This window comes from bacterium (genome assembly GCA_024742285.1).
Lineage (GTDB): Bacteria > Myxococcota_A > UBA9160 > UBA9160 > UBA4427 > UBA4427.
The window spans coordinates 39,962-62,763 of the sequence record JANSYR010000003.1 but is presented as its reverse complement, the minus strand read 5'-3'; the positions used below and the strand labels follow the sequence as shown (position 1 = coordinate 62,763).

At 68.8% G+C, this 22,802-nt stretch carries 20 protein-coding genes; 7 read left to right on the top strand and 13 right to left on the bottom strand.

Annotated features, from left to right (window positions below; translation table 11 throughout):
* Positions 1-111 precede the first annotated feature (111 nt).
* Together NXI30_06765 and NXI30_06760 are read left to right on the top strand one after the other, a co-directional pair.
* On the top strand, positions 112-2,193 hold the full coding sequence (locus NXI30_06765; GenBank protein MCR9093898.1) for a hypothetical protein: 2,082 nt from the start codon (positions 112-114) through the stop codon (positions 2,191-2,193).
* A 174-nt stretch (positions 2,194-2,367) separates the two neighbouring features.
* Complete coding sequence (locus tag NXI30_06760) at positions 2,368-4,107, top strand: acyl-CoA dehydrogenase family protein (GenBank protein ID MCR9093897.1); 1,740 nt, start codon at positions 2,368-2,370, stop codon at positions 4,105-4,107.
* On the opposite strand, the gene NXI30_06755 is transcribed toward NXI30_06760, so the two are convergent.
* Together NXI30_06755 and NXI30_06750 are read right to left on the bottom strand one after the other, a co-directional pair.
* A complete protein-coding gene (locus NXI30_06755; GenBank protein ID MCR9093896.1) occupies positions 4,104-4,817 on the bottom strand; it encodes a hypothetical protein in 714 nt (237 codons plus the stop codon). The two genes, NXI30_06760 and NXI30_06755, sit on opposite strands and share 4 nt — an antisense overlap.
* Positions 4,818-4,840: 23 nt before the next feature.
* Entirely contained in the window at positions 4,841-5,497 is a 657-nt protein-coding gene (locus NXI30_06750; GenBank protein ID MCR9093895.1) for a TetR/AcrR family transcriptional regulator, read from the bottom strand.
* Between the two features lie 205 nt (positions 5,498-5,702).
* On the opposite strand from NXI30_06750, the gene NXI30_06745 reads away from it, so the two are divergent.
* A complete protein-coding gene (locus tag NXI30_06745) occupies positions 5,703-6,731 on the top strand; it encodes a hypothetical protein (protein ID MCR9093894.1) in 1,029 nt (342 codons plus the stop codon).
* Between the two features lie 16 nt (positions 6,732-6,747).
* Here NXI30_06745 and NXI30_06740 read toward each other — a convergent pair whose 3' ends face one another.
* Positions 6,748-7,554, bottom strand: coding sequence for an SDR family oxidoreductase (locus NXI30_06740; GenBank protein ID MCR9093893.1), 807 nt, complete (start codon positions 7,552-7,554; stop codon positions 6,748-6,750).
* A 59-nt stretch (positions 7,555-7,613) separates the two neighbouring features.
* Positions 7,614-8,267, bottom strand: coding sequence for a peptide-methionine (S)-S-oxide reductase MsrA (msrA, locus tag NXI30_06735; GenBank protein ID MCR9093892.1), 654 nt, complete (start codon positions 8,265-8,267; stop codon positions 7,614-7,616).
* Positions 8,268-8,467: 200 nt separating this feature from the next.
* On the opposite strand from msrA, the gene NXI30_06730 reads away from it, so the two are divergent.
* Positions 8,468-9,253, top strand: coding sequence for an exodeoxyribonuclease III (locus NXI30_06730; protein MCR9093891.1), 786 nt, complete (start codon positions 8,468-8,470; stop codon positions 9,251-9,253).
* A gap of 100 nt (positions 9,254-9,353) precedes the next feature.
* Here NXI30_06730 and NXI30_06725 read toward each other — a convergent pair whose 3' ends face one another.
* From NXI30_06725 to NXI30_06715, 3 genes are all read right to left on the bottom strand, one after another.
* Positions 9,354-9,659 (bottom strand): hypothetical protein, encoded by a 306-nt coding sequence (locus NXI30_06725; GenBank protein MCR9093890.1) that lies wholly within the window; start codon positions 9,657-9,659, stop codon positions 9,354-9,356.
* 192 nt (positions 9,660-9,851) lie between these two features.
* The gene (locus NXI30_06720; protein MCR9093889.1) at positions 9,852-11,537 is read right to left on the bottom strand and encodes an acyl--CoA ligase; all 1,686 of its coding nucleotides are present in this window, start codon (positions 11,535-11,537) and stop codon (positions 9,852-9,854) included.
* A 183-nt stretch (positions 11,538-11,720) separates the two neighbouring features.
* Entirely contained in the window at positions 11,721-12,410 is a 690-nt protein-coding gene (locus tag NXI30_06715; protein MCR9093888.1) for a sulfite exporter TauE/SafE family protein, read from the bottom strand.
* A 224-nt stretch (positions 12,411-12,634) separates the two neighbouring features.
* Here NXI30_06715 and NXI30_06710 point away from each other — a divergent pair, with 224 nt between their 5' ends.
* Both NXI30_06710 and NXI30_06705 read left to right on the top strand, forming a co-directional pair.
* Entirely contained in the window at positions 12,635-14,362 is a 1,728-nt protein-coding gene (locus NXI30_06710) for a hypothetical protein (GenBank protein MCR9093887.1), read from the top strand.
* A 131-nt stretch (positions 14,363-14,493) separates the two neighbouring features.
* Positions 14,494-15,762: a sulfotransferase gene (locus NXI30_06705; GenBank protein MCR9093886.1), complete on the top strand. Its 1,269-nt coding sequence runs from the start codon at positions 14,494-14,496 to the stop codon at positions 15,760-15,762.
* A gap of 12 nt (positions 15,763-15,774) precedes the next feature.
* Here NXI30_06705 and NXI30_06700 read toward each other — a convergent pair whose 3' ends face one another.
* The gene (locus NXI30_06700) at positions 15,775-16,602 is read right to left on the bottom strand and encodes a tellurium resistance protein TerC (GenBank protein ID MCR9093885.1); all 828 of its coding nucleotides are present in this window, start codon (positions 16,600-16,602) and stop codon (positions 15,775-15,777) included.
* 114 nt (positions 16,603-16,716) lie between these two features.
* On the opposite strand from NXI30_06700, the gene NXI30_06695 reads away from it, so the two are divergent.
* The gene (locus NXI30_06695) at positions 16,717-17,097 is read left to right on the top strand and encodes an ester cyclase (protein MCR9093884.1); all 381 of its coding nucleotides are present in this window, start codon (positions 16,717-16,719) and stop codon (positions 17,095-17,097) included.
* A gap of 151 nt (positions 17,098-17,248) precedes the next feature.
* Here NXI30_06695 and NXI30_06690 read toward each other — a convergent pair whose 3' ends face one another.
* The 5 genes from NXI30_06690 to NXI30_06670 all read right to left on the bottom strand — a co-directional run bounded on the left by NXI30_06690 (position 17,249) and on the right by NXI30_06670 (position 22,797).
* Positions 17,249-19,159, bottom strand: coding sequence for a DUF3604 domain-containing protein (locus NXI30_06690; GenBank protein ID MCR9093883.1), 1,911 nt, complete (start codon positions 19,157-19,159; stop codon positions 17,249-17,251).
* A gap of 58 nt (positions 19,160-19,217) precedes the next feature.
* Positions 19,218-20,237, bottom strand: a complete 1,020-nt coding sequence (locus NXI30_06685; GenBank protein MCR9093882.1) for an alpha/beta hydrolase — start codon at positions 20,235-20,237, stop codon at positions 19,218-19,220.
* Between the two features lie 14 nt (positions 20,238-20,251).
* Positions 20,252-21,118 (bottom strand): TIGR03619 family F420-dependent LLM class oxidoreductase, encoded by an 867-nt coding sequence (locus NXI30_06680; protein MCR9093881.1) that lies wholly within the window; start codon positions 21,116-21,118, stop codon positions 20,252-20,254.
* 63 nt (positions 21,119-21,181) lie between these two features.
* A complete protein-coding gene (locus tag NXI30_06675; GenBank protein ID MCR9093880.1) occupies positions 21,182-21,604 on the bottom strand; it encodes a Zn-ribbon domain-containing OB-fold protein in 423 nt (140 codons plus the stop codon).
* Entirely contained in the window at positions 21,604-22,797 is a 1,194-nt protein-coding gene (locus NXI30_06670; protein MCR9093879.1) for a thiolase family protein, read from the bottom strand. Before NXI30_06670 ends, NXI30_06675 begins: the two co-directional genes overlap by 1 nt.
* Positions 22,798-22,802 lie beyond the last annotated feature (5 nt).

Here is a 22,802-nt window from a genome sequence, read left to right as displayed (position 1 = left end):
CTGCCCAAATGAGGCAAAAAACCCACTATCCCCGCTCAAGACAGACCCCTGAGCGGACGATTTTCCCTGCGAATCCGAACGTTTGGCCTGGTCCGCGAGTCGGGAGGAAGCGTGTCCGCCTACCTGAAGTTCTTCGAGCTCGAGCAGTCCCCCTTCGAGGGGAGGGCCCAGAGCCAGGTCGTCCTCGGGACGCGGGCGCTGCGCGATGCGTTCGGCACGATTCGCGGCGGACTCGACGAGGGCGCGTCCCGGATCTGCGTGAGCGGCGCCGCCGGTCTCGGCAAGACCAGCCTCGCGCGGGCGCTCCCGAAGCTGCTCGGCGACGAGGCGCGCGTCGCGAACGTGCTCGATGCCGGGGTCGCCTGGGAGACGTGCCGGGACGGGATCGCGCGCCAGTGGGGACTCGACGACGGACGACTCTCGCGATCCGCCCTCGTGGAAGCGCGCGCCGACCGCCGGCTCGTTCTGGTGATCGATCAGGCCGAGCACGCGACCGAGGACTTCCTCGACCATCTCGACGTGCTCCTCAGCTATCGGACCGACCAGGACTTCCCGGTCGTCCAGAGCATCCTGCTCGCGAACCTCGCCGCCCGGGAAGGCGAAACGCCGGCGCCGCTCCTCTGGTGGCTGGACCGGATCCAGACGCTGCAGCTCGAGTTCGCCCCCCTGCCCAGAAACGGCGTGGCCTCCTACATCGTCAAGCACCTCCGGCGCGCAGGTTGGCGCGGCGATGCGCTCTTCAGCGAGGAAGCCGGCTTCGCGATTCACGGCTACGCCGGCGGCGTGCCGGGTGAGATCTCGGCGCTCTGCGAGAAGCTGCTGGTCGAGGCGGCGTCCCAGGGATGCACCGAGATCGACGCCGACTTCGTGCACGCCGTCTGCGATCCGCAGCCCGAAGAACAGGAGATCGAGCCCGACGAGGAAGAAGGAGACGGTTCCCTCGTGGCCTCGGCGGCCGAGACCGACACGAGCAACGACGAGGCGCCCTGGACCGTCCCCGACGAATTCGAGGCGTTGATGGCCGAAGGCGAGTTCAGCGGCGCCGAGGACCCGGCGCCGCCCCCGCCCTCCGATGCGGGCATCGACGAGACCGCCGTCCTCGCTTGCGACGGCGACGATTCGATGGGGTCCGAATCCGACGACGAGCACGACCCATCGAACCCGCTCGTGTTCTCGAGCCCGGACGACGCGCTGCACGAACCGTCTCCGCCCGTCGGCGACACGGACGCCGCGACGCCGAGCCAGCACTCGGACGAGGCGTCGGCCGACGAAGCCCAGGCGCCGCGAAATCTCGCAGCCGCCCTCGAGTTCTTCGAGTCCGCCGCCAATCGCACGTCGGGCAACGACGGCGAGGATGCAGGCGAGGCGCCGATCGAACTGGCCGACGTCGTCGAGACGAACGCGGATCCGGATCCGGATCCGATCCACGACGAAGAAGAGGGAAGCTGGACCTTCGCGACCGAGGACGAGGCACAGGCGGTGGACGGCCATCCGACGCCCACCCGTGCAGAAGGCGAGACGGATGCAGCTTTCGCCCCCGAGCCGGACGCACCGGAGGCCGACGCCTTCGACGCCCCGCTCACCGACGAGGAGCTCGCCGCCTTCGAGGGCCTCGCGCGCCCGGCCGGGCGCAAGCCGCTGGTAATGGTGGCGATCGCCGCGACGGTTGCCGGACTCGCATTTCTCGTGTTCGGCGGCGGCGACGAGTCGGCACCCGAATCGAGCTCGAGGGTCGCCGGCGGAACGACGGCCTCCGCAGGCACGGCCCCCGTCCTCGCGACGCCGGCGCAGGGCTTCGTCGACAAGAAGGCGCTCGATCGCCTTCCGAAGGAGATGCTCGCGAAGGCCAGCGCCCGCGCCGAAGCCCTCGACGCGAAGCAGGCCGCCGAACGCGGCGCACGCATCGACGTCGGGCCCGCCGATGCGCGCGACGCGGCACAGGCCGCGCCGGAAGCGGCACGGACCGCGTTTGCTGCACCCGCAGTCACGGCCGAGTCGTCCACGAAGGACGAAGCTGGGGTCACGTACACAGAGCAGACGAATCGAGACGGGCGGCTTGCACGCGTGCCCCTTGCGAAGAAAGATTCTGTCGACAGGAATCCGGCCCGGCCGGACGCCCGGAATCCGCAGGAGTCGGTTCCGGCTGCTCCGGGACCGGCCCCGAACACGGAACGCAAAGAACGATTCTGGTAGACACATCGATGCGTCCCCCACGAGTGAAGTCGCTCGGGCGACGCATCGTTCGAACGGCAACCCCATTCGTCTCCAGGACGAACGAACCACCCCCCGGTCTGACTCGTAGTCGGGCGAAAGGCCTCTAGGCTCCCCGCCTCGGCATCGAAGCCGGCCACCCCTCAGGAGAAGATCATGAGCGCATTCATGGACGACGCCGTCACTCTCTATCTTCAGGAGCTGATCGATTGGGAGTCCTACTTCAACTGGCGCAAGGGCGAGGATGGTGACGTCGATGTCGACCGCGCCGCCCTCCAGGAGATCCTCGAGACCGCCGCGGCGATCTGCGAAGAGCACGCGCCGGCGCTCCGCGAGGGTTGGGACGAAGAGGTCCAGCTCGAGAACGATCAGGTCATCTACCCCAAGCACATCAAGGACGCCCTCGACGCGCTGACCGAGGCGGGCCTGATCAGCTTCGGTGTCGACGAGGAGTACGGCGGCTTCGGTCTGCCGTCCTTCGTCGCGAACGTGATCCTCCAGATGGTGTCCCGCGCGGACGCGGGCCTCATGACGATCCTCGGCCTCCAGGCCGGCGTCGCCGAGGACATCCAGAAGTTCGCCTCGGACGAGCTGAAGCAGCAGTACCTCCCGCGCTTCGCCTCGGGCGAGGTGATGGGTGCGATGGACCTGACCGAACCGCAGGCCGGCTCGGACCTCGGCGCGATCCAGACTCGCGCGACCGAGGAGAACGGCCGCTACTTCATCGACGGCAACAAGATCTTCATCACGAACGGCGGCTGCGAGATCCACCTCGTGCTCGCCCGCGACCACGCGACGTTCGACGACAGCAAGGGCACGACCAAGGGCCTCTCCCTCTACCTCGTGCCGCGTACGCTGGACTCCGGTGAGAGCAACGAGGTCCACGTGACGCGCCTCGAAGACAAGCTCGGCATCCACGGATCGCCGACGGCGGCGATCACCTTCGACCGCTCCGAGGGCTTCCTCGTCGGCGAGGCCGGCGAAGGCTTCAAGGCGATGCTCTCGCTGATGAACAACGCTCGCCTCGGCGTCGCGGCGCAGGGTGTCGGGATCGCGGAAGCGGCCCTCCAGGAAGCGATCCAGTACGCCAAGGACCGCGTCCAGTTCGGCCAGCCGATCGCGACCCAGCCGCTCATGAAGGACCGCCTGGCGAAGATGACCCTCGAGCTCGAGGGCAGCCGCGCGCTCCTCTATCGGGCGTGCTCGCTGGTCGACCAGAACGCCGCGATCGAGCGGGTCATGGCGCGGATTGCCGACGGTTCTACGGAGCTCTCGAACGCCGAGCAGGTCGAGCTGCAGGCGCTCTACGAGCGCAACGCGACGCGCATCCGTCTCCTCACGCCGCTCGCCAAGTACATGGGCACCGAGGCAGCAGACTCGATCAGCCGCGACGCGATCCAGATCCACGGTGGCCTGGGATTCATGTCCGAGTCCGTCGTCGGCAAGCTCCACGCCGACGCGATCATCACGACGATCTACGAAGGTACGTCGGAGATCCAGGTCTCCTTCGCGCTCAAGGAGCTCGCCAAGGGTGCGCTCACGGTCGTGTTCGAGTCCCTCGAGCAGGAGCTCAAGACCTTCGACGAGCCGAAGATGAAGGAGCAGGCCGACAAGGTCCTCGACGGAATGAACCAGATCCTGGGCGCCGCCGGAGCGCTCCTCGCCGACTTCAACTACGCGCTGATGTCTGCGCAGTCCCTCGCCGAGGTGGTCGCGAGCGTGATCGCTGGCGCCGAGCTGCTCAAGCAGGCGCAGGCGGACCCGCGCCGCTTCGACCTGGCCGCGAGCTGGATCAGCCGCCGGATGAACGACCTCGAGAGCCGCTGCAAGCGGATCAAGGAAGGCTCGGTCGACCGGCTCGATCGCGCGGACGCGATCATCGAGCTGAAGAGCTAGCGCCCGGCCGGTGGCTCCGTCTGACGGAGCCACTCGCCCAGCAACATGCCGACCGCCGCCTGCACGTTGTAGGACGGGATGAATCCGCGCGTCGGGATCCGGACGACGTCGTCCGCACGCGCGAGCAGATCGTCCGGAATGCCCTCGGCTTCGCCGCCGACGACGATCGTCGCCGGTCCGGCGAGGTCGACGGACCAGGGCGTCTTCTCTCCGCTCGTCTCGACGGCGACGATCCGCCGCCCCGCCCGGCACGATGCGTCGAAGGCTTCGTGCGTCTCGGCTTCGATCACCGGAAGGAAGCGATCCGCGTGGATCGACGCGCGTCTCGCCGTCGCGTGCTCCCGATCCGTCCAGTCCGCGTCGAGGACCACGCCGGCGGCGCCGGCGACCTCCGCCGCGCGCAGGATGAAGCCGACGTTGCCGGGATAACGGAGGCCGGACAGGACGACCGCGAGCCCGGGCGCCGCCATCAGCTCCTCGAGGGTCGTCGCGGGCGGCGGGCCGACGAGCGCGATCGCCGACTCGATCCCCTCGCCCTCTGTCATCCGCTGCATCTCGCGCGCGGGCTCGCGCGTGACCGGAACCCCGGCCTGCGTCGCTGCCGTGACGAGCGCCGACGAGGGCGCGTCCTCGGCGTCCGCGCGGACGAGGACCCGCGCGATCGGTTCTCCCTCGGCCAGGGCCTCCGCGATCGCCGAGACGCCCGTCAGGCGACCGCGTGTCGGCGCAGCGCTCAGTAGCGACCCGGATTGCGCCGCGGGATCAGCTCGAGGATCGCCTGGAAGCTCGCGCGACGCTGCTCGACCGAGCGCGCCGAGGCGTCGAAGTAGGAGAGGAAGACGCCGCCGTCGAGCATCAGCAGGATGCCCGTCGCGATCGCATGAGGATCGTGCCCGGGCGGGACGATCTCGGAGATCGTCTCGGCGAGGGCCCCCCCGAAGCGGTTGTGGAGATCGAGGAGCGTGCGGGTCAGCCATTCCCGGAAGTTCGGGTGCTCCATCGCCCAACGGATGAAGCCATCGACGTCGGTACGGCGTGCGGCGATGAAGGCCTGGTAGAGCTCGACCTGTTCCTGCAGCCGCTTCTCGGGCGGGAGGTTCGACTGGTCCCGCGCGAGGGAGATCCGGAAGGGCTCACAAAGGCGGTTGAAGCACTCCCGGAAGAGCGACTCCTTGTCGCTGAAATGCCAGAAGACGGTCGCGCGGGAGACCTCGGCGTGCTCCGCGACCTGCGCGATCGTCGTGTTGTCGTAGCCGCGGGTCAGGAAGAGCTCCGACGCCGACGCCAGGATCCGCTCCTGGGTCGCCGCCTTGCCGGTCAGCGTCTCACGAGGTTCGACGTCCTGGGCGAGCACGTCATCGACGGGGGCGTTCGGATCTTCGGGGGCCAATTCTCGTCTCCTGCAGCGGGCATCCCGCGGACGACCGGCCAGGCGAATGCAGGTCTGGCCGATGCCTCAAGTCTACCCATTGCGGGAGTGCCACGCGCTTCCCGCGGGTTCCGGGACGTCCGGGCGCCTGCAGCCGGCCCGAACGATCGTTCGCGGGATTCCGGAAGGCCCGCGCTAGCCTGCCGCCGCCCCTGGAGCACGATTCATGCGCGAGCGAACCGCCTCCAACACCTCCAACACCTCCAACGCGTCCGACGCCTCCGACCCCCGCGATGCCGCCCCGCGGCGCCCTGCCTTCGCCGAGCGTCTGGCCCGCCGGGAGCGCCGCGACGAGATCGCCCGCGGCGACGCGGTCCTGGTCGGCACCCTCGCGGGTGTCGTCGAGTGGACGGACGAGGCCTGGACCCGGCTGACCGGCTTCCCCCTCGACGAGACCGTCGACAAGCCGATCACCCACTTCCTCGACCACGCCGGCCTCGAGCGGGAGCTCGTCGAGTTCGTCGCCCACCATTTCCTCGAGGGCCGACCCTGTACGGTCGCCCTGCCCTTCGACACCTTCGACGGACGCCGGATCGACGTGACCCTGGAGGTCGAACGCTGGTGCGACGAAGGGACCGATTCGAGTCGCTTCATCGCCGTCGCACGAGAAGTCGTCGCGGACGTCGGCGCACCCACGAAATCGACGGCGGCCCGGGCGCCGGTCGCGGACCGCGGAGTCCCGCCCCGGCCTGCCGGCACGTCCGCGCCCCTTGGACCGATCGTCGCGAGGGCGGCGGACGCCGGCCGCCCGAGTCGCGGAACGGCCCGCGCCTTCGACGTCCACCTCTCGCCGGCCAGGCATCTCTCCGTCACGCCCGCCGAGCCGATCCGCCCGATCCTCGACGCCCTCCTCGACGCGACCCGCCACGCCCTCGCCGCCGGTCCGGCCTGGGTCTCGGTCGTCGCCGGTCCGCTGGAGGCCGGGCGAAGTCACCACTCCCTCGTTCACCCGATTCCGAACCGAAGGGTCGCCGCGCGGGCCGAGGCCGGCGCCTACGTCGAGGTGCACGACACGGGTCATCCGCTCGACTCGGACGCGCTCGAACGCATCCGTCGAGGCGAGCCGGGAGACGCTCCACGAGAGAGAGCATTGGCGCGCGCCGCCCTTCTGGCCGCCGACGCGGGCCTCGACCTCCATCTCGAGAGCACGCCGGGCTGCGGCACGCAGGCGCTGCTCGTGCTCGAACGCGGCTGAGGCCGCGGGTCGAGCCCTATGCCATATACATGCCGCCGTTCGCGGCGAAGACCTGCCCCGTCGTGTATCCGGAGACCATCGGACAAGCCATGCCGACGACCGTAGCGGCGAGCTCGGACGGCTCCGCGACCTTGCCGAGCAGCGTCGTCCGCTTCATCGCCTCGATGCCCTGCTCGCCGACGCCGGCCAGCATCGGCGTGTTCACCGGCCCCGGTGCGATCGCGTTCACGCGCACGCGATAGCCCGCGAACTCCCGTGCGGTCGTGCGCGTCACCGACTCGATCGCGCCCTTGGCCGCCGTGTAGTCGACCTGGCCGATGTTGCCGTTGCGGGCCGAGACCGAGGAGAAGTTCACGATGAAGCGATTCACGCCGTCGTCGAGGGGCTCGTTGCCGTTCGCCTTGAAGAGCGGATGCCAGTGCTGATTCGCGACCTCGCGCGTGAAGAGGAAGGTTCCGCCGAGATGGACGGACAGGACGAGGTTGAAATCGTCGTAGGTCTTCTTCGTGATGCGCGTGTCGCGGGTGATCCCCGCGACGTTCACGACGCCGTTGATCTGTCCGGTCTCTTCGAGCACCCGGCCCACCGCGGAAACCACGTCTTCTTCCTTGGAGACGTTCGCCGAGACGGCGATCGGCTTGACGGCGGCCTGCTGGATCTGAGTGGCGGCCTCGTCGACGCGGCCCTGGTCGAGGTCCACCATGGCGACCTGCGCTCCGTGGAGAGCGAGGGCCTGGGCGACGGCGAAGCCGATCCCCTGGGCGGCGCCGGTGACGATGTGGGTCTCTCCGAGGAACGCGTTCTCGCGAAGGATCAGGTCCATGGGTCTTCCTATGTGTCTTTCTGTCGTGCGCGACGTAGGCGGCCGCGCGTTCGGGCCGCTCAGACTTCGACGCCGATCGGGCAGCGGACGCCCGTTCCGCCGAGGCCGCAGTAGCCGTTCGGGTTCTTCGCGAGGTACTGCTGGTGATAGTCCTCGGCGAAATAGTATTCCGGGGCGGCCTCGATCTCGGTCGTGATCTCGCCGTACCCAGCGGCGGAGAGCTTCGCCTGGAACGCGTCGCGGGAGCGGAGCGCCAGGTCCTTCTGCTCGTCGTCGTAGTAGTAGAGGCCGGAGCGGTACTGGGTCCCGACGTCGTTGCCCTGCCGCATCCCCTGGGTCGGATCGTGGTTCTCCCAGAACACGCGCAGCATCGCTTCGTAGCTCGTGACCTCGGGGTCGAAGATCGCGACCAGGGCCTCGGTGTGACCGGTCCGGCCGCTGCAGACCTCTTCGTAGGTCGGATTCGGGGTGTGGCCGTTCACGTAGCCGACGCTCGTGCTGATCACGCCCGGCGCCTCCCAGAACTTGCGCTCCGCGCCCCAGAAGCAGCCCATGGCGCAAAGGATGCGGCCCATGCCCTCGAAGGGGGCATCCAGGGGCTCCCCGGTCACGTAGTGGGCCGGGGGGACGGGCATGCGCGCGTCGCGGCCGGGAAGGGCCTCCGCGGCAGTGGGGATTTCGAGCTTCTTTCCGAGACTTCCGAAGAGCGCCATGGGGCTCACCTCCGTGTCGTGGGCCGGGCGGGGTCGCGAGAATAGCCCTCCGGAACCGGGATGGGAGGAAGCCGGACGCCGGGTCGGGCGGGCGAGTCCGGGCACGAACGGCGCGGGGCGCGCCGCCCGTGATACGCTGGCGCCGCGCTCGACCCGCCCGAACCCTTCACGCCCCGACCCGTCCCGTCAAGAGGAACGCCGTGCAGCTCGCGACCTGGAACATCAACGGCCTCCGGGCCCGCCTCGACTACATCAAGCTCTGGCTCGACGAGCGCGGGCCCGACGTCGTGGGCTTCCAGGAGCTCAAGATGGAGGACGACAAGTTTCCCCACGAAGAGTTCGAAGCGCTCGGCTACACCTGCGTGACCCACGGCCAGAAGAGCTGGAACGGCGTCGCGATCCTCTCACGGCTCCCGATCGAACACATCGAATCGGGTCTTCCCGGCCAGGAGGACTTCGGCGCGCGGTTGATCCGCGCCCGGGTGGGCGAAGGGGACGCGAGCGTCGACTTCACGACCCTCTACTGCCCGAACGGGAAGAACATCGACCACGACGACTTCCCCCGGAAGCTCGCGTGGTTCGACGCGCTGCGCGACTGGGCGAAGCGCTTCGTCGCGCCGGACGCGCCCGCGATCCTGTGCGGCGACTTCAACATCGTCCCGACCGGACTCGACACCTGGGACGAGGAGAGCTTCGTCGGCTCGATCTTCCATACGGACGAGGAGCGAGCGCGCCTCGCTGCCGTCGCCGACACCGGCCTGCGCGATCTCTATCGCGAACGCGAGCCGGACACCCAGGCCTTCAGCTGGTGGGACTACCGGGGCGGCGCGTTCCACCGCAAGCACGGACTCCGGATCGACTTCCTGCTGGGGACCGACGCGATCGTCTCCCGCCTGCGCGACGTCGAGATCGATCGGGACTTCCGCAAGAAGAAGGACGGCCTGACCGCGTCGGACCATGCGCCGGTGATCGCCACCCTGGACTGATCCTCCGGCTGCGGGCGCTCGCCGGGGATCCTCCGGCTGCGGGCGCTCGCCGGGGATCCTCCGACTGCGGGCGCTCGCCGGGGCGTTCTCCGGGGATCGGTCAGGCGCTGCCGAGGCGCTTGAAGACTTCGTCCGGGGATTCCGCGTCGTCGCCCCCGCTCACGCGGGCAATGCCCGTCGCGAGCTGACCACAGATCGCGTCGGCGCCCTCGACGCCGCGGGCGGACAGCTCTGCGGGGAGCACCTTCTCGATCACGACGCGCATCTGGTCCGGCTGGACGCTGCCCGCCTCGAGACCGGAGCTCTTGAGGGCGATCCGAACGGTGCCGCGGGCCTCGAGACGGTCGAGATCCGTCGCGCGCTCGAGCTCCTCACACGTCCAATCGAATGCGGCCGAATTCGGCACCTGCGAACACCCCTCGATGGAATCCGGGCAGATTCCCGAGCCGGAAAGCCTGGTGTCCTATCGGCACCCGACCGGCAGAAACTTAGGTGGGCAGCGGTGGAGGTCGGTGATCGCGCCGAGGAGAGGCGCGTTTTCCGCTCCCCGCGGAGGCGTTCCACCGTCACGCGACGCCCGGGGTCCAACGGATCCGGACTATCCCCGACGCTCGACCAGCGAATCCCGGATGTCGCGCTTCAGGATCTTCCCCGAGGCGTTGCGCGGAAGCGGCTCGTCGTAGACCTCGACGATCGTGGGCACCTTGAACTTGGCGACCTTCGATGCGACGAAGTCCGTGAGCGCGTCGACGTCGATCGTCTGCCCTTTCTTGGGCATGACCGCGACCGCGACCTCCTCGCCCAGGCGGTCATGGGGCATGCCGAAGACCGCCGCCTCGTGGACGGTCTCGAACTCGTAGATGACCGCCTCGACCTCGGCGCAGTAGATGTTCTCGCCGCCGCGCAGGACCATGTCCTTGGCGCGATCCTCGACGAAGACGAAGCCCTCGTCGTCGATCCGACCCAGATCCCCACTCCTGAGCCAGCCGTCGACGATCGTCTCGGCGGTCGCCTCGGGCTTGTTCCAGTAGCCGCGGATCAGATTCGGCCCGCGGAAGCAGATCTCTCCGACCTCGCCGCGCGGAACGGGGTTCATGTTCTCGTCGAAGCACTCCACCTGGAGGACCGGAACGGCACGCCCCGAGCTGCGCGGCTTGCGGACGTAGTCGTCGCCGGAGTTCTGCGGACCATAGGCGTTCGTCTCGGTCATGCCGTAGCCGAGTCCGGGGCGCGCGTTCTTGAAGCTCTTGTCGACGCGGCCGACCATCTCGGGCGGTGCCGGCGCCCCGCCGCCGCCGACCGACGCGAGGCTCGAGGTGTCGCGATTCGGAAAGTCCGGGCACTCGAGCAGGTCGATCGTCATGGTCGGAACGCCGACGAACTGCGTGACCCGCTCCCGCTCGACGAGTTCGAGAGCGCGCTCCGGCGTCCACTTGTACATGATCACGAGCTTGAACCCGTTCGAGAAGCAGGAGAGCATGACCGGCACGAGGCCGGTCACGTGGAAGAGCGGCACCGCCAGGATGAAGCACGGATCCCAGGGGCTCGGCTCCTTCGGCGGCTGCGTCATGCCCCCCGCGAGCGCGCGACACGCAAAGGCGCGCATCCCCGAGAGCACCGCGCGGTTCGCGGACACGGCGCCCTTCGGAAAGCCCGTCGTCCCCGACGTATAGAGGATCGTCGCGTCGTCCTCGGGCCCGACCTCGACCTCGGGCATCGCGGCGCCCGTCTTCAGGACCTCGTCCAGTCGATCGACCCCCTCCGGCAGGTCGCCGTCGTGCCGCACGCACACGGCCCGCACGCCGAAGCGATCGAGGTTCGGTGCCGCGGTCGTCACGCGCTCGATGTCCGCGAGGAGCACCTTGCAGCCGGAGTCCTCGAGGCCGTAGGCCATCTCGTCTTCCTTCCACCAGGCGTTCATGCAGACGGCGATGCCGCCGATGCTCGTGATCGCGGCGAACGAGAAGATCCACTCCGGATAGTTTCGCATCGCGATCGCGACGCGGTCGCCCTTCCCCACGCCGTAGCGGTTCACGAGGAGGTCGGCGATCTCGTCCACCCGCGCCATCGTCTGCGCGAAGCTCCAGGTCTCGTCTTCGTAGACGAGGAAGGTCTTGTCGCCGTGGAGGCGCGTCGTCGCGAAGACCTCCCGGAGCGACGACGGAAGGTTCTTCCAGACTTTCATCGTCTGGCCGTCGACCTCGCCCTCGATGATCTCGAAGGGCGAGCCCTCCGCGGTGGTGAGGGCGGCGATCGCCTGGTCGAAGTTCGGAAGGTCGGACATGGAGCGGGGACCTCGTTGTGCGCGGATGCGCGCAGCCGGCCTCGGCAGCCGCTACGCGGCCGCGGAGCTTAACCGAAGGCAGGGGGCGCTGATCACCCGTGCGTGTCGCACGCGCAGTCACTGGGAGCGGCCCGTTCGCAGCAGAGGCGTCGCGCTCGGCGCGGCTGCGAAGGGTCGACGTGCTCAGCCCACCAACGCCAGCCAGCCGCCGATCGCGATCGATCCCGCACCGCTCGCGGCCCGCAGGCCCTGCAGGGCACGGCGCTGCTGGCGCCGGGCGAGGTTCGAGACGAGCGTCCCCAGCAGTCCGCTCGCGAGCGCCATCGCGAGCCCCACCCCCAGCGAGAAGAGCAGGAGATAGGCGAGACCGGCCAGCGGGGACCGGGCGGACGCAGGCAGCAGCGCGAGCACCGGGGCCGACCCGGCGAGTCCGTGCAGCGCCCCGACCAGCGAGGCCGTGTGCTCGTGCTGATGCGCTTCCGGCCCCGGGTGGGGCGAGCGCGCGGCGTGCACGTGCCAGTGCGCGTGGGGCGGGATTCCGTCGTGGCGGTGGAAATGAAGATGGGTGTCGCGACGCGCCAGCCGCCAGAAGACGGCCAGCCCGAGCCCGATCATCACGACGCCGACGAGGCGCTCCGCAGCGACCCGCCCGGCCTCCGGCAGCGCCCATCCGAAGACGAAGAGCAGCGCCCCGATCGCGAGCAGGACCGCGCCGTGTCCCAGCGCCCAGCGGAGTCCCGCGCGGAGGCCGCCGCGCCGCTCGTCCGGCTCGCTCGCGAGGACCGAGAGCGCCATCACGTGGTCCGCGTCGAAGGCGTGGACCAGCCCGAGCGCGAAGGCGAGGCCGAGCCAGGCACCGTCCGCGAGGAGCACGGGGGCGAGTTCGTTGAGGACGTCCAGGGGCGATCTCCGATCGGCAGCGCAGGCCCACGATAGCGACGTCGTCGGCCGGAGGCGCGCGATCGCGGCGATTGACGTCGCTCTTCGTTCTATCCATGATTGCGGGGCGCACCGGGCAGCGCCTCGCCCGGGACCGGAGCGGTGTCTCGCCGCCAGCCCGCGCCCCAGGAACTGACCCGAAAGACAAGGAAGCACCCATGACCGACCAGATGATCCGCGTCGATATGACCACGCAGACCGCGACCGTCGAGGAATTTCCCGAGAAGTGGAAGTACCTGGGAGGGCGTTCGCTCTCGGCGCGCATCCTCGTCGAGGAGTGCGATGCCACGTGTGACCCGCTCGGGCCGGACAACGTCCTCGTCCTCGCGCCGGGCGTGCTCTCCGGAACCGCGGCGCCGACCTCGGGCCGGATGAGCGTCGGCGGCAAGAGCCCGCTCACCGGCGGCATCAAGGAAGCGAACGCCGGCGGCAACCCCGCCCAGGACATGATGAAGCTCGGCTACCGGGTGATCGTCGTGACGGGCAAGCCGGCGGATCCCGAGGCGCGCTACGCCCTCGACGTGACCGCGGACGGCGTGAGCCTGAAGGAGGTCCCGGACTGCAAGGGCCTCTGGAACTACGCGCTGATCGACCACCTCGCGAAGAGCTACTCGGCCAACGCCTCCTTCGTTTCGATCGGGCCGGCCGGCGAGCGGCAGATGCGCGGCGCTTCGGTCTGCTGCACCGACCAGGACGAGGTCCGACGTCCCGCCCGACACGCGGCCCGCGGCGGACTCGGCGCGGTCATGGGCAGCAAGGGCCTCAAGTACGTCGCCGTCGACGCGGGCAAGACCGGTGTCCGACACGGCGCGGACAAGAAGGCGTTCATGCAGCTCTGCAAGGGCATGTCGAAGACCTATCTCGATGGCCCGCAGCCGATGCAGTACGGAACGAGTCCCTCCGTCGACATGGCGCAGATGCTCAACACGTTCCCCTACAAGAACCGCGTCGAGGGCCAGAGCCCCGATGCCGCGACGCTCACGGGAACCGGCATCATCGCCAGCTTCGAAGAACGGGGCGGCGGCATGCACAACTGCATGACCGGCTGCATCGTGTCCTGCTCGAACGTCGTTCACGACGCCGACGGCAACTACAAGACGAGCGCCCTCGAGTTCGAGACGCTCACGCTGCTCGGCGCCAACTGCGCCGTCGACACCTGGGACAAGGTGGCCAGCCTCGACCGGCTCTGTGACGAGGTCGGCCTCGACACGATCGAGACCGGCGCGGCGATCGGGATCCTGATGGACTCCGGCGGCATGGAGTGGGGCGACAACGTCGCGATGGAGAAGCTGATCGCGGAGATCGCGACCGGCGGCGAGATCGCCGACGCGATCGGCCACGGCGCCGATGCCACCGGCGAGAAGACCGGCCATCACCGGATCCCGACGGTCCACGGCCAGGCGATCCCCGCCTGGGATCCGCGGCCGCTCAAGGCGACGGGCGTGACCTACGTGACGAGCGCGATGGGCGCCGACCACACGGCCGGCCTCGTCGTGAACCCGGGCGCCACGCCGGACCAGCTCGCGCGACTCTCCCAGGAGCAGCAGCACATCAACGCCGCCATCGATGCGTCGGGGTTCTGCATGTTCCTCATGCCGAACATGGAGCAGATCCGGGAGTTCTACTCCGCCTACTTCGGGGAGGACATCAGCCGGGAACGCTTCCTCGACCTGACGTGGCAGTGCCTGCAGGACGAGTGGGACTTCAACAAGAAAGCCGGCTGGACCGCCGCGGACGACAAGATGCCCGAGTGCATGAAGACCGACGCCGTCGGTCCCGAGGGCGCCAAGGTCGTGTTCGACATCGAAGACGACGTCATCCAGGCGACGTACCAGCGCATGATCGAACCGACCGAAGAGGTCTTCGCGAAGATGGGCGCGGCCTAGCCGCCCCTCGGAGCGGCGACGCCCGGTACCCCGCTCCGCTGCAACCCGCGCGACCCCGGCTGCCCTCTCGAGGATCAGGCAGTCGGGGTCGCTTGCCATGGGGATCCCGCCTCCCCGCCCGAGGACGACCCGTGCCCGAGACGATCCGGATCACCGACTTCACCGAGCCCGAGTACACGGAGGCCGCCCGCGCCGGCTTCCAGATGATCGAGCAGATCCCCTTCGACCTCTCCGAGGACGGCGTGATCGCTGCAGCGCGCGCGCAGCTCGAGCAGGAAGGCGGGACGCCGCTCTTCGAGGACGAGGACTGGAGGCGACGGCTGCGCTTCTACATCGAGTGCGTCGAAGAGGACGCGCACTACACCACGATGGGGCGCTTCAACACGTTCAACTCGCTGGTCCGCTATCTCGTCCAGCGCAGCCGTCTCGAGGCGCTCTACGCCGAGCATCCCGAGATCGACGAGCTCGAGATCGAGCGCCCGCTGATCATCGCCGGCCTCCCACGCTCCGGAACGACGCATCTGCTGAATCTGATCGGCGCCGATCCCCGGCTCCGCGCGCTGCGTCGCTGGGAATCCCAGGAGCCGATCCCCTCGGCGGCAGCGCGAGCAGGCACGATCGCCGACGACCGGATCGCGAACGGCCAGGCCGGTCTCGACCAGATCGACCTCGTGATGCCGCTCATGACCAACATGTATGACGTCCCGAACGACGGGATCCACGAGGAGGTCGATCTCCAGCACATGTGTCTGTCGTCGCTGCTGATGGCGGCCGGACAGCCCGTGACCCGCTGGATGGACGCCTACTTCGAAGAGGACCAGCGCCCCCACTACGCCTTCCTCAAGCGAGCGCTCAAAGCGCTGCAGTTCCTGGAAGCCAAGGAGCGCTGGGTCCTGAAGAGTCCCCAGCATCTGGGATGGCTCCCGGCCCTCGTCGAGACCTTCCCCGACGCGACCTTCGTCTGTACCCACCGCGACCCGGTCTCGGTCTTCACCTCGTGGATCACGATGACGGTCTACGCGGCGCGCATGTCCCGCAAGCCGATCGTCTTCGACGAGATCATTCCCCACGCCGAGAAGCTCCAGAGATACCTCCTCGACGGCGTCGTCCGGGACCGCGCCGTCCTGCCGGCCGCGCAGACCGAGCACGTCTACTTCCACGAGTTCATGGCCGACGATCTCGGTACCCTCGAGCGGATCTACGACCGCGCGGGACTCGGCATGAGCGACGAGGCCCGGGCGTCCATCGACCACTACATCGAGACCCACCCCCGCGGCCGCCACGGCAAGGTCGTCTACGACCTCGAGGGCGACTTCGGGATCACGCGGGACGCGATGTACGAGGTCTTCGCGAACTACATGGAGGCGTTCCCGGTCGAGCGGGAGACGCCGAACGCGTGACGCGGCGGGAGATCAGCCGGATGCGCCCCAGTCCGCGCGACCGACCGACCCGTATTGCGCCGCGGCCCGCTGAGCCGCGAGCTTGGTCTGGTACCGCGACTGGAGGAGGTCGACCGCGACCAGCACCACGATCGCGAAGTAGAAGGTCGCCTTCGAGATCGGCTCGATCGGGAAGCCCGCGATCGTGAGGTGGGACTCGTGCCCGCCCTCGCCGAGCAACACGACCGCCACGATCAGCAGGATGAAGAGGCCGAGGACCTCGTACTTCCGGTTGCGCTTGATGAAGTCCGCGACGGAGTCCGCGAGCACGAGCATCATCACGCCCGAGATGACGATCGCCGTCGCCAGGACGAAGAAGACGTCGGTGATCGCGAGCGCCGACAGGATCGAGTCGAAGGAGAAGATCAGGTTCATGGTCACGATCATCGCGATCACCTGACCCGCGCTCTTCGACTCCCGCTCCGAGGCCTCACCCTCCTCCAGGTGCTCGATCGCCAGCAGGTGCGAGATCTCCTTGACCGCCGTGTACATGAGGAAGGCGCCGCCGGCGAGGAAGACGATCGTCGCGAAGGTGAATTCCCCCTCGAGGACGCCGGTCCAGTGGACCGAGAAGAGCGGCGCCGCGAAGGTCTGGAGCAGGGACATGATCAGGAAGAGGAGCACGACCCGGAGCACGAGCGCGATCGTGATCCCGAGCTTCCGAACCCTCGCCTGGTCCGCGGCCGGCGCGCGCTGGGACTCGATCGAGATGTAGAGCAGGTTGTCGAAGCCGAGCACCGCCTGCAGGAAGATCAGAACGCCCAGGTTGAGCACGTTCTCGAGACTGATGAGCTCCACGATTCCCCTCCTCGCCCCTCCTCGTCGAGGGACGGCGGGGAGTCTACGCGATCGCGGAGGCAAGCCGACGATCGTGTGCGATCTTCGAGCGACGCCGATCCACCGAAGGAAATCCCGATGACCCGCGAAGAGGACAACAAGGCGCTGATGCGCCGCTGGTACGACGAGATGTGGGCGAACCTCGACTTCGAGAAGATCCCCGAGCTCGCCGGCCCGACCTACACCCGCCACGACGTCCGCGGCACCCGCGCCGTCACCGCCGAGGAATACCGCGACGAGCTCCTCCCCATGCAGGACGCCTGGACGATCTCGGACTTCAAGTACTTCCTGATGGCCGAAGGCGACTACGTCACGGCCATCGGCACCTGGAAGATCAACGACCAGATGCAGTGGGACTGGGTCCAGACGTTCCGGGTCGCGGAAGGAAAGCTCGTCGAGACCTGGCTCCCCGCCATGGCCACCGAAGGCAAGTGGGCCCTCGACGAGATTCCGAGCTAGCCAGCGCGAATTCCATTCTTCCCGAGCTTAAGGGCGTGCAGAGTGCGTCGATTTCGGCGACCTCGGACCGGAGCGACCGCAGGCGTACTCCCGTACGTCGAGGACCGCGAAGGGAGAAGGCGTCGAAAGGGGCGTGCTATGCGCGGCCGCCTCAGGGCGTGTACCAGACGGGGCTGGTCCAGGCGCGCTCCTGCTGGGTCTTCGGAAAGTCGTTCCGGCAACAGGCCTCGTATCCCGGGCCGATCGTCGACGGCTCGGAACAATCCACGCCCGCGTCCACGCAGAGGTGCTGCTGCCAGCGGCAGGTCGGGTTCTCGAGCACGCGCGCGTAGTAGAGGGCGCGCTCGTCGGGGTCGAAGTCCGGATCCTCCCACCGCGAGCAGAGGCTCCGCGCGCCCGCGCCGAGCGGGGTGCACGAGTCGAGATCGACGGTTGCGTCGTTGGGCCCGCCGGCCACGTCGTAGACCTGCTCGCGGGCTTTGCCGTCCTCGGTCCAGGCCTTGATGATCTGGATGCGCTGGAGCGGCGTGCCCGGACGGCTCGCGGTCCCGGGGTCCTGGAGCGCCGAGACGAGAAAGTTCGGGGCGCCGGCCCCGTCCGGACGCGCTTCGAGGTCACCGCCCATCGGCACGCCCTGGGTGTAGCCGACGCTCGCGAGGTTCCCTGTCGAGCACGCATCGTCGGGATAGTCCCAACCGCCGAAGAACCGCACCTCGGGTCGGGTCCCGCTCGTGCCGTAGGTCTCGCGGCGGGAGAGCGCCTCGAAGATCGCGTCGCGGGTGTTCTCTTCGGCCCAGACGACGGCGAGCCCGCCGGGGCTCATCTCGACGTGGTCGGGGATGCCGGGAGGAATGCCCGGGGACGCCACGCGCGAGGCGCCGCCGTGGCCGACGTGTCCGTCCTCGGCGACGAGCCCCGGGGTTCCGAGATGGGTGTCGGTACTCGCGATGATGCCGTACTTCATCGGGTTGACGCCGAGATCTGCGTCGAGGAGCAACCCCTTCTTGAGCCCCTCTCGCACCATCGCCGCGCGCTTCGGCGGGATCTTCGGCATGCCGATCGCGCCGGACATGTTGTCGTAGGGGAGCTTCTCGAAGCCACAGGCCTCGTCGGTCGTGTCGCCCCCGAGCAGACACTCGGAGTCGCCCTTGTGCTGCATGATCTCGATCACGCGTTCGAAGCGGTTCCGCAGCCGCGCCGCCTCGGCGTCGAAGGCGCGGCCGTGTTCGGACTCCGTCACGATCCGGCTCGACTGGAACATGTACCCGTCGGACGAGAGGTTCGAGTTGTGCGGGATCACGACGGCGTCACATCCCGGCAGGCCCTCGACGCACTCCTCCTCGAGCAGCTCGAAAAGGCGGAAGGCACTCTTCGTGTCGTAGGAGGACTGGGCGTAGGCCGGCACGAGGTGGTTCCGGAAGAGCACGTTCCGGTGGAGATTGCCGCCGAGGGAGCTGGTCCACTCGTAGCCGATCAGGCTCGTGAACGAGCAGGCCGCGCTCCGGTCGTAGGCCTCCTCGGCGGCGGCCTGGATGTCCGCCCAGGCGCTTCGGGCCGCCGCATAACAGATTTCGGCGCCCTCGCCGCACATCTTGTGGCGTTCGCCGGCCTGCAGACGCGCCAGGAAGCCGAGCAGGGGAAGCGGTGCGTTGCGCTTGTTCCAGCAGACGTCGCTGTCGTACTCGGGATGCTCGGGGTCGTGGCAGATCCGGACCTCCCCGAGCATCTCGGAGTGGTCGGAGAGCGCCGTCCAGTCGAGGGGTCGGTGGAGCTGGACCGTTCGACCGCCCTTGCCATTCTCGTCGAAGGGCTGGATCCCGAGCGCCTGGCCCTTCGCGAAGCGGTAGGCGTCGCGCGGCGTCGCCCGCGTGTCCTGGGTGCTCGCGTCGTGGGAGTACGCGGTGTGGACGTGGGTGTCGCCGAAGAGCGGTCGGCGAAGCGGGTCGTAGGCACGACAGGGCTCGCGCTCCTCGGTGACGGGATAGGGGCGATCGGCGGCCTGGGCCTGGCCGGTGAAGGTCAGCACGACGACCGTCAGGACGAACAGCTTCGATGTGTTCATGGGAGCCTCCTCGCAATCGGGATCCGAAGTGAACCAGGCGGCCGACCCGCGGGTCGGCTCAGGGGTGGAGCGCGCGCCGAACGAAGTCCACCGCCATGGCGTCAACGCGATCCGCGCGTTCCGGAGAACCGAGGAACCCATGGAGTGCGTCCTCGCGATGCAGCGTGACCGGAACCCCCGCCGCTTCCAGGCGGCGCGCATAGGCTTCGCCCTGGTCGCGCAGCGGATCGAAGAGCGCCGTCACCACGAGGGCGGGCGGGAGCCCTTGCAGGCGACCCTCGAGGAGCGGGCTCACGTAGGGCTCCATCCGCTGGCGCGGGTCGGGGACGTAGGCCTCGATCATCCGCTCGATCCCGGGGACGGTCAGGACGTAGCCTTCGTACGCCTCGTCGAAGGAGTGCCACTCCCGGGTTCCGGAGAGGTCGGTCGCCGGCACGTTCAGGTACTGCGCGGCGATCGCGGGCCCCCCGGCGTCCCGCGCCTTGAGGGCGAGCGCCGCCGAGAGGTTCCCGCCCGCGCTCGCACCGCCGATGGCGATCCGCGTCGGATCCCCACCGAGGCTCGCGCCTTCGTCCGCGATCCAACGCAGCACGGCCTCGCAGTCCTCGAGTCCGGCGGGATAGGGATGCTCGGGGGCCAACCGATAGTCGACCGAGACGACGATCGCGGGCACGGCGCCCGCGAGGGCGCGCACGGGTCCGTCCATCAGGTACCCGTTCCCCATCCACCATCCGCCCCCGTGGATGTTGAGGTAGAACGGGAGCGGTTCGTCCGAAGGCGGGGTGTAGATCCTCACCGGGATCTCGCCGCCGGGTCCGGCGACCGTCCGGTCTTCCGACGCGACCCGAGCGTCCGGCCCGCCGTCGGCGAGCATCGATCGCGTCATGTCGTTCGCCGCGGCCCGCGCCTCCGGCGACATGTCCATGTCCGTATCGCCGAAGAGACTCGACATCTTCGCGATGATCGCCGCCTGGAGATCGAGCCGGCCGAGCGGCGTGAACGTCCAGCTCCAGACGACGGCCCCGAGAGCGCCCACGAGGACGCCGAGAGCGATGCCGAGTCGTGTCGCGGGACGCATGCGCCTACGTTGCCTCAGCTCATCTTCGCGATCACGTCGTCCGCGAACCGCTTGATCCCGTCGACCTTCTGGTCGAGGTCATCGGTCATCCCATGGTAGAAGACCCAGGGCATCGTCAGGATGTGGTTCACCCCGCCGTCCCCCAGCCGCGCGTAGCCGTCGATCCCCGCGGCGTCGGAGGCGCTCGCCATGACGTCGCAGTCCTCGCTCTTCCCGAGCTCCTTGCGGTAGGCGCGCACCTTCCGGATACACTCGATGATCTCGTCCGTCGTCTGCAGATCCGAGAGCCAGCCGTCGTTCCGGGCCGCGCGCTTGAGCGCGAAGTCGGAGATCCCGCCGACCCAGATCGGAATCGGCGCCTTCGGGATCGGCGGCGTCAGCTTCAACCGGTCGAACTGGTAGAACTCGCCGTCGTGGTCGACCCACTCGCCGCTCCAGGCCTTCTTCATCACCTCGAGCATCTCGTCGCAGCGCGCTCCCCGGCGCTTGAACTGCTGCTCGACGAGTTCGAACTCGAGGTTCGACCAGCCGACGCCGATCGTGACGGTCACCCGATCGTTCGACAGCGCCGCCGCCGTCGCGATTTCCTTGGCCGCCATGAAGGGATTGCGCATGGGCAGGACGTAGACGTTGGTCGTGAAGCGGATCCGCTTCGTGACCGTGGCCAGGGCGCCGGCGAGGACCCAGGGCGACGGGAATTGCGAAGTCTCGTCGTAGCGCCGGGTTCCGTCGTCCGTGTAGGGGTAGGGCGTGTCGAGGGTCTCGGGATAGACGGCGTGGTCGGAGGAGGCGATCGCCTCGTAGCCGGACTCGTCGGCGGCCTGCGCGATGGGGACGATGTGCTCCGGCGGCTGGAAGGCGGCGGAGATGACGAACTTCATGGGAAGGAGAGCTCCTGAGCGAGAGGGGTTTCGTGACGGACGCGAGCGCGCGGCCGCCGTGGGTCAAGCAGTCGGCGAGAAGAGAACGAGGGTCTCCGACCCGAGGTCTTCGAAGGTCGCCTCGACGGACATGCCGACGCGCACGTCCTCGACCGCGCAGCCGACGACGTTCGACGTCATGCGCGGTCCTTCTTCGAGCTCGATGATCGCGACGACCAGCGGCAGGCGATCGCGCTGGGTCGGGTCGAGGCCGACGCGATCGACCGTATAGGAGTAGACGCGCCCACGGCCGCTCGCGTCCTCCCACGTCCAGTCGTCTCCGAGACACTCGGGACATCGCGGTCGCGGGTAGAAGAAGAAGCCGTCCCGCGGACAGCGCTGGAGGCGAAGCTTGCCATTGCGCGCGCCGTCGAGGAAGGGCGCGCTCGTCGGCGTGCGCCGCGGGAGCGGCCGGCCCGACTCCGAGAAAGGCTGCTCGATCTGCATCACGCACCCTCCAGGACGAGTCCGACGTTCGAAGCCATGAGCCCGCCGACCCCCGTCACGTACGCCTTGTCCGCCTTCGCGAGCTGGCGGTCTTCGGCGCGCCCCTGGATCTGGGTCAAGGCATCGACCACGTGGGAGAGCCCACCGGCCGCCCCGCCCTGCCCCATCCCGAGCTGTCCGCCGTGGGTGTTCAGCGGGAAGTCCCCGGCGAAGGACAGGTCGCGCTCGGCGACCCAGGGCCCGCCCTGTCCCTTCGGCGCGAATCCCGTGTCCTCGAGGGTCGCGAGGACCGTGATCGTGAAGCAGTCGTAGAAGGAGCAGAGGTCGACGTTCGAGCGATCGAGGCCCGCCATCCGGAAAGCCTGGTCCGCGGCGGGCTTCGCCGGCGTGACGGTGATGTCCTTCATGTACGTGACGGTCTTGTGGCTCACGTACTCGCCGTAGCCGGAGAGGAAGACGGGGCGGTGCTTCGCCTTCTTCGCCCGTTCGGCGTTCGTCACGACGACGGCGCCGCCGCCGAAGCACGGCATGACCATCTCGAGGAGATGGACCGGATCGCAGACCATCGGAGAGGCCAGGACGTCGTCGACGGTGATCGGCTTGTCCTTGAAGACGGCCTTCGGATTCTTCAGCGCGCTGTTGCGCTCGTCGACGGCGATCTTCGCGAGCTGCTCCGGGGTCACGCCGTACGCGTCCATGTAGGCCGTCGCCACCAACGCGAAGGACGGCGCCGCCGCCACGAGGCCGTAGGGGATGTCGTAGATCCCCTGCGGCGAGCCCCAGGCGTCCCCCGCCAGATAGGGCGGCATCACCATCTTCCGCGCCTCGGCGCCGTCCTGTGGAGGCGCCGGCGTCGAAGGAACGAGCACGAGGACGGTGTCGCAGAGGCCGACCTCGATCGCCGCGGCCGCGCGCCAGATCATGCCGGCCGAGCTCGCGCCGCCGATGTCGACCTGCTCGCTGAAGTGGGTCTGGATGTCGAGGTACTCGGCGAGGGCCAGGGGCGAGAACATCGGCGAGTCCTGCAGGCCGCCGGTCACGAGACCGTCGACGGCGCCCTTCTCGATCCCCGCGTCGGCGAGCGCCTCCGCGGCGAGGGCCGCGCAGGCTTCCATCCCGAACATCGGGCGCTCCCATTTCCGTTCGGGGGCCCACTCGGTGAAGCCGACGAGGGCGGCGGCGCGTTTACCCATCTCTC

Excerpts from the sequence above, each read along its gene's own strand:
- NXI30_06760 (MCR9093897.1), top strand. The coding sequence starts at position 2,368 with ATGAGCGCATTCATGGACGACGCCGTCACTCTCTATCTTCAGGAGCTG.
- NXI30_06745 (MCR9093894.1), top strand. The coding sequence starts at position 5,703 with ATGCGCGAGCGAACCGCCTCCAACACCTCCAACACCTCCAACGCGTCC.
- NXI30_06740 (MCR9093893.1), bottom strand. The coding sequence starts at position 7,554 with ATGGACCTGATCCTTCGCGAGAACGCGTTCCTCGGAGAGACCCACATC.
- msrA (MCR9093892.1), bottom strand. The coding sequence starts at position 8,267 with ATGGCGCTCTTCGGAAGTCTCGGAAAGAAGCTCGAAATCCCCACTGCC.
- NXI30_06720 (MCR9093889.1), bottom strand. The coding sequence starts at position 11,537 with ATGTCCGACCTTCCGAACTTCGACCAGGCGATCGCCGCCCTCACCACC.
- NXI30_06710 (MCR9093887.1), top strand. The coding sequence starts at position 12,635 with ATGACCGACCAGATGATCCGCGTCGATATGACCACGCAGACCGCGACC.
- NXI30_06695 (MCR9093884.1), top strand. The coding sequence starts at position 16,717 with ATGACCCGCGAAGAGGACAACAAGGCGCTGATGCGCCGCTGGTACGAC.
- NXI30_06690 (MCR9093883.1), bottom strand. The coding sequence starts at position 19,159 with ATGAACACATCGAAGCTGTTCGTCCTGACGGTCGTCGTGCTGACCTTC.
- NXI30_06685 (MCR9093882.1), bottom strand. The coding sequence starts at position 20,237 with ATGCGTCCCGCGACACGACTCGGCATCGCTCTCGGCGTCCTCGTGGGC.
- NXI30_06680 (MCR9093881.1), bottom strand. The coding sequence starts at position 21,118 with ATGAAGTTCGTCATCTCCGCCGCCTTCCAGCCGCCGGAGCACATCGTC.
- NXI30_06675 (MCR9093880.1), bottom strand. The coding sequence starts at position 21,604 with ATGCAGATCGAGCAGCCTTTCTCGGAGTCGGGCCGGCCGCTCCCGCGG.
- NXI30_06670 (MCR9093879.1), bottom strand. The coding sequence starts at position 22,797 with ATGGGTAAACGCGCCGCCGCCCTCGTCGGCTTCACCGAGTGGGCCCCC.